The sequence below is a fragment of the Amycolatopsis sp. A1MSW2902 genome (assembly GCF_017312175.1).
Classification (GTDB): domain Bacteria; phylum Actinomycetota; class Actinomycetes; order Mycobacteriales; family Pseudonocardiaceae; genus Amycolatopsis; species Amycolatopsis nivea.
Window position 1 is genome coordinate 6,807,846 of record NZ_QJPO01000001.1, and the last position, 14,925, is coordinate 6,822,770.

At 70.6% G+C, this 14,925-nt stretch carries 14 protein-coding genes; 2 read left to right on the top strand and 12 right to left on the bottom strand.

The window, feature by feature from the left end; translation table 11 throughout:
- Positions 1-9 precede the first annotated feature (9 nt).
- From DMP23_RS31525 to DMP23_RS31545, 5 genes are all read right to left on the bottom strand, one after another.
- On the bottom strand, positions 10-1,716 hold the full coding sequence (locus tag DMP23_RS31525) for a phage holin family protein (RefSeq protein ID WP_205673410.1): 1,707 nt from the start codon (positions 1,714-1,716) through the stop codon (positions 10-12).
- A gap of 148 nt (positions 1,717-1,864) precedes the next feature.
- Positions 1,865-2,848 (bottom strand): Ppx/GppA phosphatase family protein, encoded by a 984-nt coding sequence (locus tag DMP23_RS31530; protein ID WP_037818825.1) that lies wholly within the window; start codon positions 2,846-2,848, stop codon positions 1,865-1,867.
- A 211-nt stretch (positions 2,849-3,059) separates the two neighbouring features.
- Complete coding sequence (locus tag DMP23_RS31535; RefSeq protein WP_009071942.1) at positions 3,060-3,749, bottom strand: response regulator transcription factor; 690 nt, start codon at positions 3,747-3,749, stop codon at positions 3,060-3,062.
- Positions 3,746-4,984 carry a sensor histidine kinase gene (locus DMP23_RS31540; RefSeq protein WP_037818823.1) on the bottom strand — a complete coding sequence of 413 codons (1,239 nt, stop codon included), beginning with the start codon at positions 4,982-4,984 and terminating at the stop codon, positions 3,746-3,748. Before DMP23_RS31540 ends, DMP23_RS31535 begins: the two co-directional genes overlap by 4 nt.
- A gap of 150 nt (positions 4,985-5,134) precedes the next feature.
- Positions 5,135-6,022 carry an oxidoreductase gene (locus tag DMP23_RS31545; RefSeq protein WP_337823303.1) on the bottom strand — a complete coding sequence of 296 codons (888 nt, stop codon included), beginning with the start codon at positions 6,020-6,022 and terminating at the stop codon, positions 5,135-5,137.
- 75 nt (positions 6,023-6,097) lie between these two features.
- Here DMP23_RS31545 and DMP23_RS31550 point away from each other — a divergent pair, with 75 nt between their 5' ends.
- Entirely contained in the window at positions 6,098-6,724 is a 627-nt protein-coding gene (locus DMP23_RS31550) for a DNA-binding response regulator (RefSeq protein ID WP_337823304.1), read from the top strand.
- Positions 6,721-7,626, top strand: a complete 906-nt coding sequence (locus tag DMP23_RS31555; protein WP_337823305.1) for a hypothetical protein — start codon at positions 6,721-6,723, stop codon at positions 7,624-7,626. Before DMP23_RS31550 ends, DMP23_RS31555 begins: the two co-directional genes overlap by 4 nt.
- 98 nt (positions 7,627-7,724) lie before the next feature.
- Here DMP23_RS31555 and DMP23_RS31560 read toward each other — a convergent pair whose 3' ends face one another.
- The 7 genes from DMP23_RS31560 to DMP23_RS31590 all read right to left on the bottom strand — a co-directional run bounded on the left by DMP23_RS31560 (position 7,725) and on the right by DMP23_RS31590 (position 14,883).
- On the bottom strand, positions 7,725-8,474 hold the full coding sequence (locus tag DMP23_RS31560) for a phosphoglyceromutase (RefSeq protein ID WP_037818901.1): 750 nt from the start codon (positions 8,472-8,474) through the stop codon (positions 7,725-7,727).
- Between the two features lie 423 nt (positions 8,475-8,897).
- Entirely contained in the window at positions 8,898-9,728 is an 831-nt protein-coding gene (locus DMP23_RS31565; RefSeq protein WP_337823306.1) for a DUF4349 domain-containing protein, read from the bottom strand.
- Between the two features lie 66 nt (positions 9,729-9,794).
- Complete coding sequence (locus tag DMP23_RS31570) at positions 9,795-10,307, bottom strand: YbjN domain-containing protein (RefSeq protein WP_134733637.1); 513 nt, start codon at positions 10,305-10,307, stop codon at positions 9,795-9,797.
- The gene (gene mshA / locus DMP23_RS31575; RefSeq protein ID WP_051729643.1) at positions 10,304-11,602 is read right to left on the bottom strand and encodes a D-inositol-3-phosphate glycosyltransferase; all 1,299 of its coding nucleotides are present in this window, start codon (positions 11,600-11,602) and stop codon (positions 10,304-10,306) included. The genes DMP23_RS31570 and mshA overlap by 4 nt, the downstream gene beginning before the upstream one ends.
- Before the next feature lie 13 nt (positions 11,603-11,615).
- Complete coding sequence (locus DMP23_RS31580) at positions 11,616-12,437, bottom strand: alpha/beta fold hydrolase (protein WP_238603471.1); 822 nt, start codon at positions 12,435-12,437, stop codon at positions 11,616-11,618.
- Positions 12,438-12,465: 28 nt separating this feature from the next.
- Positions 12,466-13,653 (bottom strand): L,D-transpeptidase, encoded by a 1,188-nt coding sequence (locus DMP23_RS31585; protein WP_037818816.1) that lies wholly within the window; start codon positions 13,651-13,653, stop codon positions 12,466-12,468.
- Positions 13,654-13,827: 174 nt separating this feature from the next.
- The gene (locus tag DMP23_RS31590) at positions 13,828-14,883 is read right to left on the bottom strand and encodes a UDP-N-acetylmuramate dehydrogenase (RefSeq protein ID WP_337823307.1); all 1,056 of its coding nucleotides are present in this window, start codon (positions 14,881-14,883) and stop codon (positions 13,828-13,830) included.
- Between the last annotated feature and the right edge of the window lie 42 nt (positions 14,884-14,925).

Here is a 14,925-nt window from a genome sequence, read left to right on the forward strand (position 1 = left end):
GGCGGCGGACTACTTGGCCACCAGCAACAGCGCCGCGGGCGACACCGTCACCACCAACCCGACGAGAATCGCCAGCAGGGTCGTCTGCAGGTCCTCGGCACGGCGGATCTTCCGCACGATCCAGACCAGCGCGACGATCACCAGCAGCGCGCCCACGAGCGCGGCGGGCGCGAGGTTGACCCACAGCCAGTTGAAGCCCAGCCACACGGCGGCACCGCCGACGACGCCCAGCGCGAGCTGCCCGGCCAGCGTCAGCCACTGCTTGCCCGCGGACACCTCGGGTTCCGGCTCGGCTTCGGCCTCCGGAGCGTCCTCGGCGACGGCTTCCTCGGGGTAGTCGTCGTACTCGTCGCCTTCGGCGTAACCGTCGGCGTGCTCGTAGCCCTCGGCGTGCTCGTACCCGTAGCCGTCGTCGCCCTCGAAGTCCGGCTGGCCGTCGGGGTAACCGGACGGCTCGGCGAACTCGCGCTCGTACTCGGCCAGGTCGTCGTCGACCGGGTCCTTGGCGCCCGGGGCGAACGGCATCGGGGCCGGGTAGCCCGCGGTCGGCGGGCCCGCGTCGTAGTCCGCGGCGGCGGGCGGGTACTCGTCCTCGTAGCCGTCGTCGACGTAGTCGTCCTCGGCGTACTCCTCGGCCGGTTCCGGCTCCGCACCAGCGGGCGGAACGGCCGGCATCATGCCGACCTCGGTGTCCTCCAGCTGTTCCGCCTGCCGACGCTGGCGCCAGCCGGCGAGACCCGCTGGGGGCGCGTCTTCGGCGACGCCGTCAGCGGGCGGGCCGTCGATCGCGTCGAACTGCTCGGTGTGCGGCTCCTGCTTCGGAGCCGGACGACGGGCCGGAGCCCGCCTCGGCCGGTTCGGGGCCGGCGGGGCGCCAGGCGCGGGGAACGCACCGCTCGCCATCGGCGGCGCGGGCGGTTCCGGGGCGTCGCCGTCGAGACCGTCGAGCCGGGCAGCCAAGCCACCGTCCTGCGGCGGGGGCGGCGGTGCCTGCGGCGCCGGCCGACGGCGGACCGGCGGCACCGCGCCGCGAGTCTCCTCGTCGGCGGCCTGCGGACGCGGCGGACGGCCGCGCGGCGGCACCGGCATCTGCCCGGATTCCTGCGGCGGAGCGGGCGGACGCACGTAACCGGAGTCTTGCGGCGCGGCGGGACGCAGGTAGCCGGTGCCCTGCGGACCCGGCGCAGGACGGGCGAACTGGCCCGACTCCTGCGGCGGCGCGGGCGGGCGCACGTAGGCCGAGTCCTGCTGGCCGTTGGCAGGTCGCGGGTACTGCCCGGACTCCTGCGGCGGAGCCGGGGGACGCACGTACGCGGAGTCCTGCTGGCCGTTCGGAGCCGGGTACTGCCCCGACGGCTGGCCGTTCATCGGCGGCGGCCCGGCGTCCTGCGGCGCGGGGTACTGGCCCGAAGGCTGCTGCCCGGGACGCGGGTACTGGCCCGATTCCTGCGGACCGGGCCGCGGGGCCGCGTCCGGACGGCGGCGGCCGCCCGGGGGACGCGAAGGAGGCGGCGGGGTGCCGCCCTCGGACGCCACCCGGTCGATGATCGCCTGCGGTCCGGTGTCGGTGAGGCCCGAGCGCCGCGGGGCGGCCTCGTCCTCGTCATCGGCCGCCCTGCGCCTGCGTCGCCGTCCGCCGTCGACCTGCTGCCCGTGCTGGGCGAGCAGTTCGGCCACGGTCTTCTGGGGCTGGTCGCCGCCGGTCTGGTCCGTCATACCGTGCTGTCCAAAGCGCGCTCGGGGTTGGTTGTGGTCACTCGGGCACACCCGCCTCCGGAGCCGCGCGCAATCGACACCGTGCAGTGCATGTCCGTCACCTCTTCACCGTGCCTGGTCTTCGTCGGCCAAGTCCAGTCCGCTGCTGTCACCGGTCCTCCCCGCTCGCCGAAACGCCGGAGATCGCGGTTCCAGTTTCGTCCGACCCATTGGCGTGGTCCAACCGCCGCAGGATGACACCCTCTCGCAGCGCCCAGGGACAAATCTCCAACTCCGTGAGAGAGAGCGCCCGCATCGCGGCCTGCGCCACCAGCGCGCCCGCCACGAGCTGGTGCGACCGGCTCCCGCTGACGCCTTCCAGCTGGGCCAGATCCGCGGCGGTCATCCGCGAAATGAAGGCGATGAGCTGGCGAAGGGCAGTGTCGGTGAGCGTACGGCGCACGCGGGGGCCCGCCGCCGAGGGGGCCGCCCCGGTCAGCCGGGCGAGCGAGCGGAACGTCTTGGACGTCGCCACGACCCGGTCCGGAAGGCCCTGGCCGGCGACCTTTTTCGCGAGCCCGGCGAGCTGGTCCTCGAGCCAGGCCGACGTCGCGACGACCTCGGACCGGGTGGGCGGGTCGTTGCGGAAGCGGGTGCGGGTGGTGCGCCCGGCTCCCAGCGGAAGCGACTCGGCGAGTTCGGGTTCCTCGTCGCGGCCCATCGCGACCTCGAACGACCCGCCGCCGATGTCCAGCACCAGCAGTTTCCCCGCCGACCAGCCGTACCACCGGCGCACCGCCAGGAAGGTGAGCCGCGCCTCGTCCTCGCCGGACAGCACGCGCAGGTTGACGCCGGTCTCGGCGCCTACCCTGGCCAGCACCTTCGCCGAGTTCTTCGCCTCGCGCACCGCGGACGTCGCGAACGCCAGCACGTCCTCGCAGCCGAGCCGCGCGGCCGCGGCCTTGGCCGATTCGACCGCCCGGACCAGGCCGTCCTCGCCCGGACGGCTCAATTCGCCGGAGCCGGTGAGCTGTTCGGCCAGCCGCAGCATCGTCTTCTCGGAGTGCATCGGGGTCGGGTGGGCGCCACGGTGGGCGTCGACCACGAGCAAGTGGACGGTGTTGGAACCGACGTCGAGTACCCCTAGGCGCACGAGGATTCAGCGTACCGGTCCCAGCGCCAGGTCTCGAAACTGTAACCAACTCCACTCGGATCTACATCGACTCAGCGTGCGCGATCCGGCACGGTGTGCGCAGAAACCCGGACAAAAGCCGTGAAGGACTCCTTGAAGGAATCAGATTCCCGCAAGGAGCCCTTCACGGACCGGTTGTCCCGGCGGACCCCGCGTTCCGCCGGGAGACCGCTCAGGTCTCGAACTTGTAGCCGAGCCCGCGCACGGTCACCAGGTGCCGCGGCGAGCCCGGGTCCGGCTCGATCTTCGAGCGGAGCCGCTTCACGTGGACGTCGAGCGTCTTGGTGTCGCCGACGTAGTCCGCGCCCCACACCCGGTCGATCAACTGGCCGCGGGTGAGCACCCGGCCGACGTTGCGCAGCAGGTACTCCAGCAGGTCGAACTCCTTGAGCGGCAACGAAACCTCGCCGCCGTCCACGGTCACCACGTGCCGTTCGACGTCCATCCGCACCGGCCCGGCCGACAGCACCAGCGGCGCGAGTTCGCCGTCGCTGCCCGGCTCGCCGCCGCGGCGCAGCACCGCGCGCACCCGCGCGATCAGCTCGCGCGCGGAGTACGGCTTGGTCACGTAGTCGTCGGCGCCGAGTTCCAGCCCGACGACCTTGTCGATCTCGCTGTCGCGCGCGGTCACCATGATCACCGGCACCGCGGAGCGCTGCCGCAGCTGCTTGCACACGTCGGTGCCGCTCATCCCGGGCAGCATCAGGTCGAGCAGCACGATGTCCGCGCCGTTGCGGTCGAACTCTTCCAGCGCCTGCTGGCCGGTCACCGCGACCGCCGCGGTGAAACCCTCCTTGCGCAGCAGGAAGGCGAGCGGGTCGGCGAAGGACTCTTCGTCCTCGACTATGAGAACCCTCGTCACAGGTTTCCTCCATGGTCTGGGCTGGAGACTTCCTGCCCGGTTGCCACGAGCCGGGGTGTCCGCTCGGGGGTCTTGTCCGGCCGCGCGGGCGCGGCCTTGCGTGCGGTGTCGGCGGGTTCGGTGCGCACGTGCGCGGGGATGCGCAGGGTGAATGTCGACCCGGTGCCGGGACGGCTCCACAGGCCGACCGAACCGCCGTGGTTGGCCGCGACGTGTTTCACGATCGCCAGTCCGAGGCCGGTGCCGCCGGTGGCGCGCGAACGGGCTTTGTCCGCCCGGTAGAAGCGTTCGAACACGCGCTGCTGCTCGTCCTCGGCGATGCCGATGCCGCGGTCGGTCACCGCGATCTCGACCATGCCGTCGGCGAGCCGGCGCGAGATCGACACCGGGCTGCCCGCCGACGAGTACGCGACGGCGTTCTCCAGCAGGTTCGACAGCGCGGTGACCAGCAGCGTCCGGTCGCCCTCGATGAGCAGGCCGCTCGGGGTGTCGGTGGTGATGGTGATGTCGGCGGATTCCGCGGACAGCGTGGTGCGCCCGAGCGCCTCGCGCACGACGGCGTCGACCTCGACCACGTTGAGGTCCGGCAGCCGTTCGGCGCCCTGGAGGCGGGACAGCGCGATGAGTTCGGTGACGAGCTGGCCGAGCCGGGTGGACTCGCGCAGGATCTTGCCGCCGAAGCGGCGGACCTCCTCGACGTCCTCGGCGGCGTCCAGCACGGCCTCGGTGAGCAGCGCGATCGCACCGACCGGGGTCTTGAGCTCGTGGCTGACGTTCGCGACGAAGTCGCGGCGGACCGCCTCCAGCCGGATGGCCTCGGAGTGGTCGACGGCCTCGACGACGGTGAACCCGTCGCCGAGCGGCCGGACCTCGCCGAGCACCGCCTCCGGCTGGCGGCGGCCGCGGCTCTCCAGCGGCGAGAGGTCGACCTCCATCGGCTCGTCGGTCTCGACCACCTGCTCGGCGGCCTTGCGCGCCCGCGGATCGGCCTGGTTGACGCGCACCAGGCCGAGTTCGTACGCCCGCGGGTTGTGCAGCACGAGGTCGCCGAACCGGTTGAGCACGATGACGCCGTTGTTGGACGAGCGGATCAGCCGTTCGAGGAGTTCGGCGACGGTCGGGCCGAGGGGCCGGGCCGCCTCGCGCCGGGCTCGCACCCTGGCCGCGAGGAAACCGGCGACCGCGCCGACGACAAGAGCGCCGATGGCCGTCAGCAGGACAACAGGCGTGGTCACGGGGGAATCGTAAGCATCCCGGTAGCCTTCCGGCCTAGTCCTGGAAGCCCTGTCGTGAGGCGAGTGACACCTGAGGGGTACATATTCGCCTCGGGGTCAGGCCCCGTTCACCCGATCGAGATCTTCCGGCCAAATCGACGCGCTCGGTGTTCAGCGTGCTGAATGGTCCTCGAGGGTTTTGAGGTCCTCGTCGGTCAGTTCGAGCGCCGCCGCGGCGACGTTCTGCTCCAGGTGTGCCGGGTCACCCGTGCCGGGGATCGCCAGCACGTGCGGGCCCTGCGCGAGCGTCCACGCCAGCCGCACCTGAGCTTCCGTCGCGTCGTGCCGCCGCGCGACCTCGGCGACCCGCTCGCCCGCGTCGGACTGTCCGCTCGCGACCGCGAAGAACGGCACGAACGCCACGCCCTGTTCGCCGCACAGCCGCAGCAGTTCGTCGTCCTCGCGGCGGGCGGACAGGCCGTACTGGTTCTGCACGCACACCACCGGCGCGATCGCCTGTGCCTCGGCGAGGTGTTCGGCGCTGACGTTGGAAATCCCCAGCTCGCCGATCAGCCCCTCGGCGCGCAGTTCGGCCAGCGCGCCGAAGTGCTCGGCGAGGGAACCGGTGCCGCGGTCGAGGCCGGTGCCGATGCGCAGGTTGACGACGTCGATGCGCTCGCGGCCGAGTTCGCGCAGGTTCTGCTCGACCTGGCCGCGCAGTTCGTCGGGACGGGCGAACGGCCGGAACTGGCCGGATTCGTCGCGCGACGGGCCGACCTTGGTGGTCAGCACGAGGTCGTCGCCATACGGGGCGAGCGCGGCCTTGATCAACGCGTTGGCCGACCAGGTGGCCCCGAAGTAGAACGCCGCGGTGTCGATGTGGTTCACGCCCAGTTCCACGGCCCGGCGCAGCACCGAAATCGCGCGGTCGGCGTCGACCGGCGCGTTCGGGTCGAGCGAGCCACCGAGCCGCATCGAGCCGAAGCCGAGCCGGTTGACGGTGCGGGAGCCGAGCTGCCAGGTGCCCGCGGCAGCGGCGGGAAGTGTCGTTTCGGTCATGTCTCCAGCGTGCTGCGCGGCCGGCCGTCGCGGCGGGTTTGGCAGCAAGCTGCCAACGCGGGAACACTGGACGACGTGCCCCGAGCCGAGGAAGTCGCGAACATCCGCGACGAGCGAGAACTGGTCGAGCGCGCCGGACACCTGCTCGCCGGAGCCGACGAGTTCGCCTGCGCCGCGAACGACCTGCACACCTGGTCCGCGATGCAGAAATTCGCCCAGGAGCTGCCGAAAGAGCGGAAGCTGCGGATCCGCAAGGTCTACCTGTCGCGGGTCATGCTCGACCCGGCGGGAGCCGAGCACCTGCGGATGCTGCAGCGGTTCGGCGCGGAGGTCCGGATCAGCGACCACGAGATCAACGAGACGATCCTGCTCGACGGCCGCGTCGCGATCCTCGCCGCCGGCCCCGGCTACAACGTCGTGACCGCCCCGGATCTGGTCCGGGGCATCTCGTCGCTGTTCGAGGCCGCCTGGCGCTCGTCGACCGCGATGGAGGCGTACGAAACGCGGTTCGCCGAGCTGCGGCAGTACACGCCGCAGCTGCTGGACCTGCTGTCTTCCGGTTCCACCGACGAGAAGGCGGCCCGGGCGATGGGCGTCGGGCTGCGGACGTACCGTCGGCGGGTGGCCGAATTGATGGATGTCCTGGGTGCGACGTCGCGGTTCCAAGCAGGTGCTCTCGCGAGGGAGGCGGGCCTGCTGTGAGGCGCGCCGTTCTCGCCGCGGCCTTGCTCACCGCCGGATGCTCCGCGTCCCAGCAACCCGCGTCGCCCGCGCCCGCTCCCGAACCGGCGAATGTGGCCTATGTGGACGCAAAGGCGACCAGCGACGCGGTGTCCGGCGTCAAAAAGGCCATGGAGACGGCGTTCAGCTACGACTCCACGAAGCCGGACGAGGTCGCGAAAACCGAGCAGGAATACCTGACCGGCGGGGCCCGCGCGCAGTTCGACAAGACCTTCGCCGAGGTCCGCACCGAGCCGGTCACCACGCAGACGCAGGTGCTCGAAACCGGTCTGGCCGAGCTGACCCCGGACCACGCGCGGATGCTGGTGGTGGCCGCGCAGCACAGCAAACGCCCCGACGGAGCCAAAAATCAGGGCGTCGCGCTCATCCTGGTCACCGCGGGCAAAGCGAACGGGCACTGGCAGCTGCAAGATTTGAACTTCGACCCGCGCGGAAAGCTCACCGCTGCGCCCAGCCCCGCAGACAGCCTCGCGACGACCCGGGACGCCGCGGTCGACGCGGCCGTCCGGGATGGCGGGATCCTGATGACCATCGACCCGAAGGACATCGACGGCAGCTACGCGAAGTGGGAAAAGGTGGCCGCCGACCCGCTGCTGTCGCAGTTCCGGCAGAGCCGTCAGGAAACCGTGGACAGCATCCGCAAGACCGGGAAGAAGGCGGCCTTCGGCGCGGATTCGACCGCCGCGCTGACCGAACTCAGCCAGGACGGCACCAAGGCGTCGGCGGTGCTGTCGGCGTTGGTGACGACGAGCGGCGGCCAGAACCCCGGAGAGAACCGGCTACCGGTCCACCTCGACCTCGTCCGGCAGGGCACCGAGTGGAAGGTGTCCGGGATCCGGGCGCTATCCGGCGAGGGCTCGTGAGCGGCAGCTAGAAGCGGCCCCCGGCCGCGCCGTGCTCGTGAGCGGCATCCGGTTCTCACCGGCAACGCCACTCACGAGCAGGCCAGCAACGGAAGGGCTCAGCGCCCCTGGTTAGCGACCGCGGCGGCGGCTTCCTTCGCCGCCTCCGGGTCCAGGTACTCGCCGCCCGCCTTGACCGGCTTGAGGTCCGCGGTCAGGTCGTAGCGCAGCGGGATGCCGGTCGGGATGTTCAGCGCGGCGATGGCGTCGTCGGAGATCCCGTCGAGGTGCTTGACCAGCGCGCGCAGCGAGTTGCCGTGCGCGGCCACCAGCACGGTGCGGCCTGCCTTGAGGTCGGGGACGATCGCCGACTCCCAGTACGGCAGCAGCCGGGCCACGACGTCCTTCAGGCATTCCGTCAGCGGGGCCTGGTCGCCGAGGTCGGCGTACCGCGCGTCGCCGGACTGGCTGAACTCGTCCTTCGGGTCGATGGCGGGCGGCGGCGTGTCGTACGAGCGGCGCCAGAGCATGAACTGCTCCTCGCCGAACTCGTCCAGCGTCTGCTTCTTGTTCTTGCCCTGCAGCGCGCCGTAGTGCCGCTCGTTGAGCCGCCAGTCGCGCTTGACCGGGATCCAGTGCCGGTCGGCGGCGTCGAGGGCGATGTTCGCCGTGCTGATCGCCCGGCGCAGCAGCGACGTGTGCACCACGTCCGGCAGCAGCCCCGCCTCGGCGAGCAGCTGCCCGCCCTGGCGCGCTTCGCGCTCGCCGGTCTCCGAAAGGGGCACGTCCACCCAGCCGGTGAACAGGTTTTCCGCGTTCCACGTGCTCTGCCCGTGCCGCAGCAGCACCAGGGTCCCAAGTTCGGCCATGGCCATCAGCCTGCCAGAACGGGTCCGCGCCGCCAGTAGTGCGTCCACCCCTCTACCCAGAGTGCGTTACCCGGGAGTAACGCCTTCACCCGACGCGCAGCCGGGTTGCCGACAAGCAGGCCAAAGAGTGCAAGGCGCTGCACACTGTTATCCCCGTCAGCAAAGTTCACTCGAACGGAGTAACCAGTAGTCTTGTGATTACTGGTCGACATCTGACAGGTTGGGCATGTCCCGCTCAGCCGGATTCCACGCACTCCCGGCTGATCACGGGCAGTGACCGCGGCTCGTCTCCCCCCCCTGCCGAGCCGCGGCCCGCCGGCCCCGTTGGCATCCCCCTCGTCACCGGGTCCAGCAAGGCGGGACCTGCAGCGGGACGGCTCGAGATCGCGACTCCCCCCTCCCTCGAGCCGTTCCGCCAGCCCCTCACTCCGCGGGCCTGGCCTTCCGCCGCCGCAGCCACCAGAACACCGCGCCCGCCGGGATCCCGAACGCGATCAAGAACGGCAGCAAAACTCCGAGCACGCGCACGAGCCCGCTGCAGAAGACGACGAACGCGTCCCATCCCCCGGACAGCCCGGCGAGGAAGCCGCCCGTCTCCTCCGCCGCCGCGGCCGCCTGCTTCGTCACCGACAGCGACACGGTCGCCATCGCGACCTTCCCGGCCAGCGACGCCTGCTGCCGCTCCAGCGACTCCAGCGTGGCCTGCCTGCTGGTCAGCTCGCTCTCGACGGACGCGATCTCGGACACCGACTGCGCCTTCGCCAGCAGCGCGCGGATCCGCTCGACGCTGGCCCGCTGGGTCGCCAGCCGCGCGTCCACGTCGACCACCTGCGAGGTCACGTCCTGTGCGCTGATTTCCCGCCGCTTCACCTGGCCGAGCCCGCCCAGTTGCTCCAGCACGCCGTCGAGTTTCTCCGCGGGCACGGCCAAGGTCAGCGACGCGGAATCGTCCGTCGCGCTCTCCTGCCCGGCGTAGCCGCCCGCGCCGGTCGCGATCGCCTTGGCGCGGGACACGACCTCGTCGGTCTTCGGGGTGGTCAGTTCCAGCCGTGCGCTGCGCGCCAGCTTGCGATCAGTCGCGCCGGGCTCGGGCACCGACGCCTGCGCGTTGCCCTGCTTCGGTGCCGCCCCCTGCTCTTGCCGCTGCGCGGGCGCGACAGCCGACCTCGCCGAATCCGCGCTGGTGCCGCCGCTGCATCCGGCCAGCAGCAGCACCGCGGCTCCCGCGAGCACGTATCTCCATCGAGTCCGCATTCCCGTCTCCCTCCAGTCGTTGGCGGTGAGACGAAGCGACCGGGCGGACCCGTTGCACGGAATCGGTTACGACTCGGTCAACCCCGGTTCGTGCCCTCCGGCGGGTTCGGCGAGGTGTTTGAACGCCTCGAGGTTCGCCAGCGATTCGCCGCGCGAAACCCGCCAGTCCCATTCGCGCTTGATGGAGGTGGCGAACCCGATTTCCAGCAGGATGTTGAAATCGCCGTCGGCGGCCTCGAGCACCTGGCCGAGGATCTTGTCCAGTTCGGACTCGGTCACCGTCTCCTTGCCGAAGCGGCCGACCAGGTAGATGTCGCCGAGACTGTCCACTGTGTAGTGCACGCCGTAGAGCCGGGCGTTGCGCTGCAACAGGAACCGGTACACGTCCTCGTGCCGCTCGTCCGGACGGCGGCAGACGAACGCCTCCACCGAGAACGCGTGGTCACCGTCGACGAGCCAGCAGTTGGTCTGCAGCTTCTTGGTTCCCGGCAACGTCACGAAATAACGGCCTTCGCCGCGACGGTCGTATTTGAGCCCACTTGAGTCCAAAGTGGACTTGATAGTCGCGTCAAGGCTCACACTGCCACCTCCGCCCGCAGTTCCAGCGCCTGCCGGAACGCTCTGGTCGCTTGAGCATAGATGTCCAGCAAGGAATCCGTGGTGCGCCGCCAGGAAAACCGCTGCGCGTGCCGTACCGCGTTGGCCGCCAGTTCGGCCCGCCGGTCCGGCCGCAGCGCGACCGCGGCGAGCGCGTCGGCCCATTCCGCCGCGCCGTGCGACGGGACCAGCAGCCCGGAAACCCCGTGCGGCACCGCGACCGGCAACCCGCCGACCTCCGCCGCCACCACCGGCGTACCGCACGCCTGTGCTTCGAGCGCGACCAGACCGAAGGATTCGTTGTAGCTCGGAACCGCGACGACGTCGGCCGCGCGGAACACCGTGCGCAGCTTCAGCCCGGTCTGCGGCGGCAGGAACCGCACCTGCTCGGCAATGCCCAGCGACACCGCCAGTTCCCGCAACGCCTGCGGCTGCTCCAACCCGGTCCCCGACGGTCCGCCGACGACCAAAACCACGAGCCGCGACGCCAATTCCGGCCGCTGCCGCAGCATTTCCGCCGCCGCGTGCAACAGGACGTCCGGAGCCTTGAGCGGCTGGATCCGTCCGGCGAAGGCGAGCACCACAGCGTCCGGCGACAGGTTCAACTCGCGCCGCGCGTCCAGCTGCGAGCCGGGAGTGAACCGTTCGAGGTCGACGCCCGGCGGCACGGCGTGCACCGCGTGCGTGGCGGCCCCGTAGAGATCGACCAGCTGCCGAGCCTCGACCTGCGTGTTCGCGACAAGGCAGTCCGCCTCCGCGACGACCTGCTCCTCGCCCATCACGCGCGTCCGCGGCTCGGGCTTGTCACCCTCGGCGAGCAACGCGTTCTTGACCTTCGCCAGCGTGTGCGCGGTGTGCACGAGCGGCACGCCCCACCGGTCGCGGGCGAGCCAGCCGACCTGTCCGGACAGCCAGTAGTGCGAGTGGATCAGGTCGTAGTAGCCCGGCTCGTGAAACGCCTCCGCGCGCAGCACGCCCGAGGTGAACGCGCACAGCTGCGCGGGCAGCTCGTCGCGCGCCAGCGGCTCGAACGGCCCGGCCGGCACGTGCCGCACCGTGACGCCGGGCGCCAGCTCGGCCAGCGGCGGCTGCTCCGACGAGGTCGCCCTCGTGAAGACCTCGACCTCGATGCCGCGCCGCGCCATCTCCTGCGCGGTCTGGCTGACGTACACGTTCATCCCCCCGGCGTCGCCGGTGCCCGGCTGCTCGAGCGGGGAGGTGTGCACGGACAAGACCGCGATCCGGCGCGGCTCAGCGATGAATCCCTTGAGGGTCACCTGGTCACTCCTGCTACTCGGCTGCGTCCCCGGCGAACCGCCGCAGCACGGAGTTGAAGTCCTCCGGCTCCTCGACGAACGGCAGATGCCCGGCCTCAACGAACCAACGCAGGACCGCCCCCGGAATCTTCCCGGCCGAATACTCTGCCGCCGAAGGATCCACCACACCGTCGGCCGAACCGTGCACGACGAGCGCCGGCTTGTCGACCGCGGCAAGCACGTCACCACTGCCGATGTCCCGCCGGAACAGCGCGCCGCGCACCGCGGGCGGCACCGAAAGCGAACTGCCGAGCATCGCCTGCGCGTACGCGCCAGGCACCTTCGGAGTGGCCTGGGCCCGGGTGAACTCGACCAGCGCGGGGATCGCCACCTCCGCGTCGTCCGAGAGCGCGGCGGGCAGCGCGGCCCGCATGATCGGCCCGGTCGCGCCGCCTTCGCGCTTGCGGCCGATCTCGGTGATCGCGCCAACCAGCACAATGCCGCCGAGCCGTGCGGTGCCGTGCTCGCGCAGGTAGTCGGCGATCACCAGCCCGCCGTAGGACCAGCCGACGACGATCGCGTCCGGACCGGCGAAGTCGAGCACCGCGGCGAGGTCGCCCGCCCACTGCGCGGGATCGTCGTAACCGCTGTCGGGCACGTCGGAGCCGCCGTGCCCGCGCAGGTCCATCGCGACGAGCCGGAACTGCCCGCTCAGCGCCGGATCGGCCAGCTGAGCGGACCAGGCCGCGGCAGACTGGGCCCAGCCGTGCACGAAGACGATCGGACGCGCGTTCTCCGGGCCCTCGACGCGCAGTGCGATCCGCACGCCGCCTGCCCCGGTTACCTCAGTGTTCACTTCTACTTGTTAGCAGACGGCTAGTGGATCACTTCGCGGCCGAGAGCGACTTCCACGTCGACCAGTCGTAGAACCAGTCCTTGACGTCGGAGTTGGTCGGGCTGCCCAGCCGCGAACCGGTGACCTCGACCGGGTCGCCGATCATCGCCGTGTCGAAGTAGGCCTTGGCGTCCGCCTCGAGCAGGTTGACGCAGCCGTGCGAGTTGTTCGTCTTGCCGATCGCGGCCGCGTTGTCCTGGTTCTCGTGGATGAACTCGCCGTGGTTGGAGAACCGGCAGGCCCACTTCTTGTTGACGTTGGTGTAGCCGTAGCGGGCGTTGTCGAAGACCGCGTGCGGCTCCTTCGACATGATGATGAAGGTGCCGTTCGGGGTGTTGCGCTGGACGTCCGAGTCGAGCCCGTTGGAGCACGGGTAGCTCGCGCTCTCCGCGCCGCCGCGGTAGACCTTCATCACATGGTCCGGGGTGTGGATCTTCACGACCTGGTTGCGGCCGATCTTGAACTTGGTGCTGACGTCCGATTTCACGTAGACGCCCCCGCCGAGGTCGACGCCGTACAGGTTCGCCTCGACCTCGACGGTCGTGTTGGCGGGCCAGTACTCCTTGGGCCGCCAGTCCACCTGGTTCGCCGACAGCCAGGCCCACGAGCCCTCGACGTCCTTGCTGGTCTTGACCTTGAGCGCCTTCTCGACGGCGGCGCGGTCCTTCGGAGCGGCCCCGTTGAACTTCACGCTGATCGGCATCGCGACGCCGACCTCGGCGTCGTCGCCAGGGTTCAGCGTGGCGCGCACCGTCTTGGCCGGGCTGACCGTCGCGAAGGACCCCTTGAGCTCGGCGGGCCGCTGGTCGCTGCCGGTCGCCTTGGCCGCGTAGTTGTAGGTCTTGCCGTAGCCGAGCGGTTCGGAACTGGTCCAGGACAGGCCGTCGGGCGCGATCTCGCCCTTGATCTCGTCGCCGCCCTCGTTGGTGAGCTTGACCTCGGTCAACTTGCCTTCGGTGACCTTCACCACCACCGGCTCGCGCACGCTCGCGTCCTTGGCCCCAACGGCCGGGGTCGCGGTGAGCTTCGCCACCGGGGCGACCGGCTTGCCGCCGTTGTCGCCGCTCCCGCCCTGCGGCACCGCGGTGCCGTCGTTGCTGCCGCCCGAGCACGCGGCGGCCAGCGCCGCCGCGCCGGTCGCGAGAACGGCCTTGAACACCGTACGGCGCTCGATCACGGTCTTACCTCCACTTGTCCCCCGCACCGGCTTCTCCCACGCAGAACAGCGCCGGTGAGCGATTCGACGTTACCTGCGAACCGGAAATTCCTCTCCACCCCGCAAGACGTTTCACCCGGTGTCCGGTTGCTGCCGGTTTACTGTCGATTGCTCACCCGGGTTACCCCGGATGCTTCAGAGCGAACAGTTGATCAGCAGTGGTTCCGGATACAGCCGCACCCCGAACCGAGCCTCGACCCCGTCGCGGACCTCGCGGGCCAGCGCGAGCAGATCCGCCGTACTGGCCCCACCACGGTTGGTAAGCGCGAGAGTGTGCTTGGTAGACAGCGAAACCCGACCCCCCGGCCCCGGGTACCCCTTACCGAACCCGGCCCGCTCGATCAGCCACGCAGCGGACAACTTCACCCCGCCGCTCGCCGGATACTGCGGGATCTTCCCCTCAGCCGACTCCGCGATCCGGCTCAGCACCGCCGCCGCGTCTTCCTCGGGAACGATCGGATTGGTGAAGAACGACCCCGCACTCCAGGTGTCGTGATCGACCGGATCGAGCACCATCCCCTTGCCACGCCGCAGCCCAAGCACCGCTTCCCGAGCCCGCGCGGCGGGGACTTTCGCGTCGATCTCGACACCCAGCGTGCGCGCCAACTCGGCGTACCGAATCGGCGCGGACTGCCCACTCGGATCGACCCGGAACCGCACACTCAGCACCACGCCCCGGTCGGTGCCCTTGAGCACACTGGTGCGATAAGCGAAGCCGAGCTCGTCAGCCTTGACCGTCCGCACCTCCTTCGCGGCCCGGTCGTACAACTCGACGGAGACGATCGACTCAGCCACCTCGCCGCCATACGCACCGACGTTCTGGATCGGCGTCGCCCCCACCGACCCCGGAATGCCGGAGAGACACTCGAGCCCACCGAGACCGTCGTCGACGAGCGCAGCGACAAACGCGTCCCACTCCTGCCCGGCCGCCACCTCGACGATGTCGCCATCACGGGTCCACCCGGTGTTGGCGATCCGCACGAGGGTGCCGTCGAAGCCTTCGTCACCGACGACGAGATTCGACCCGCCCCCGAGCAGCAGGACGGGCTCGCCTGCTTCGTCCGCCGCCCGCACCGCAGCGACCAACTCAGCAGCGGTCGTCGCGGTGACAAACCGGCGAACCGGCCCGCCCAATCGGAGGGTCGTGAAGTCGGCGAGACGAACCAGACCAGGCGTTTCAGCGATGTCCACAAAGCTTGACGGTACTGCCCACCCACTCACCCCCATCGACCC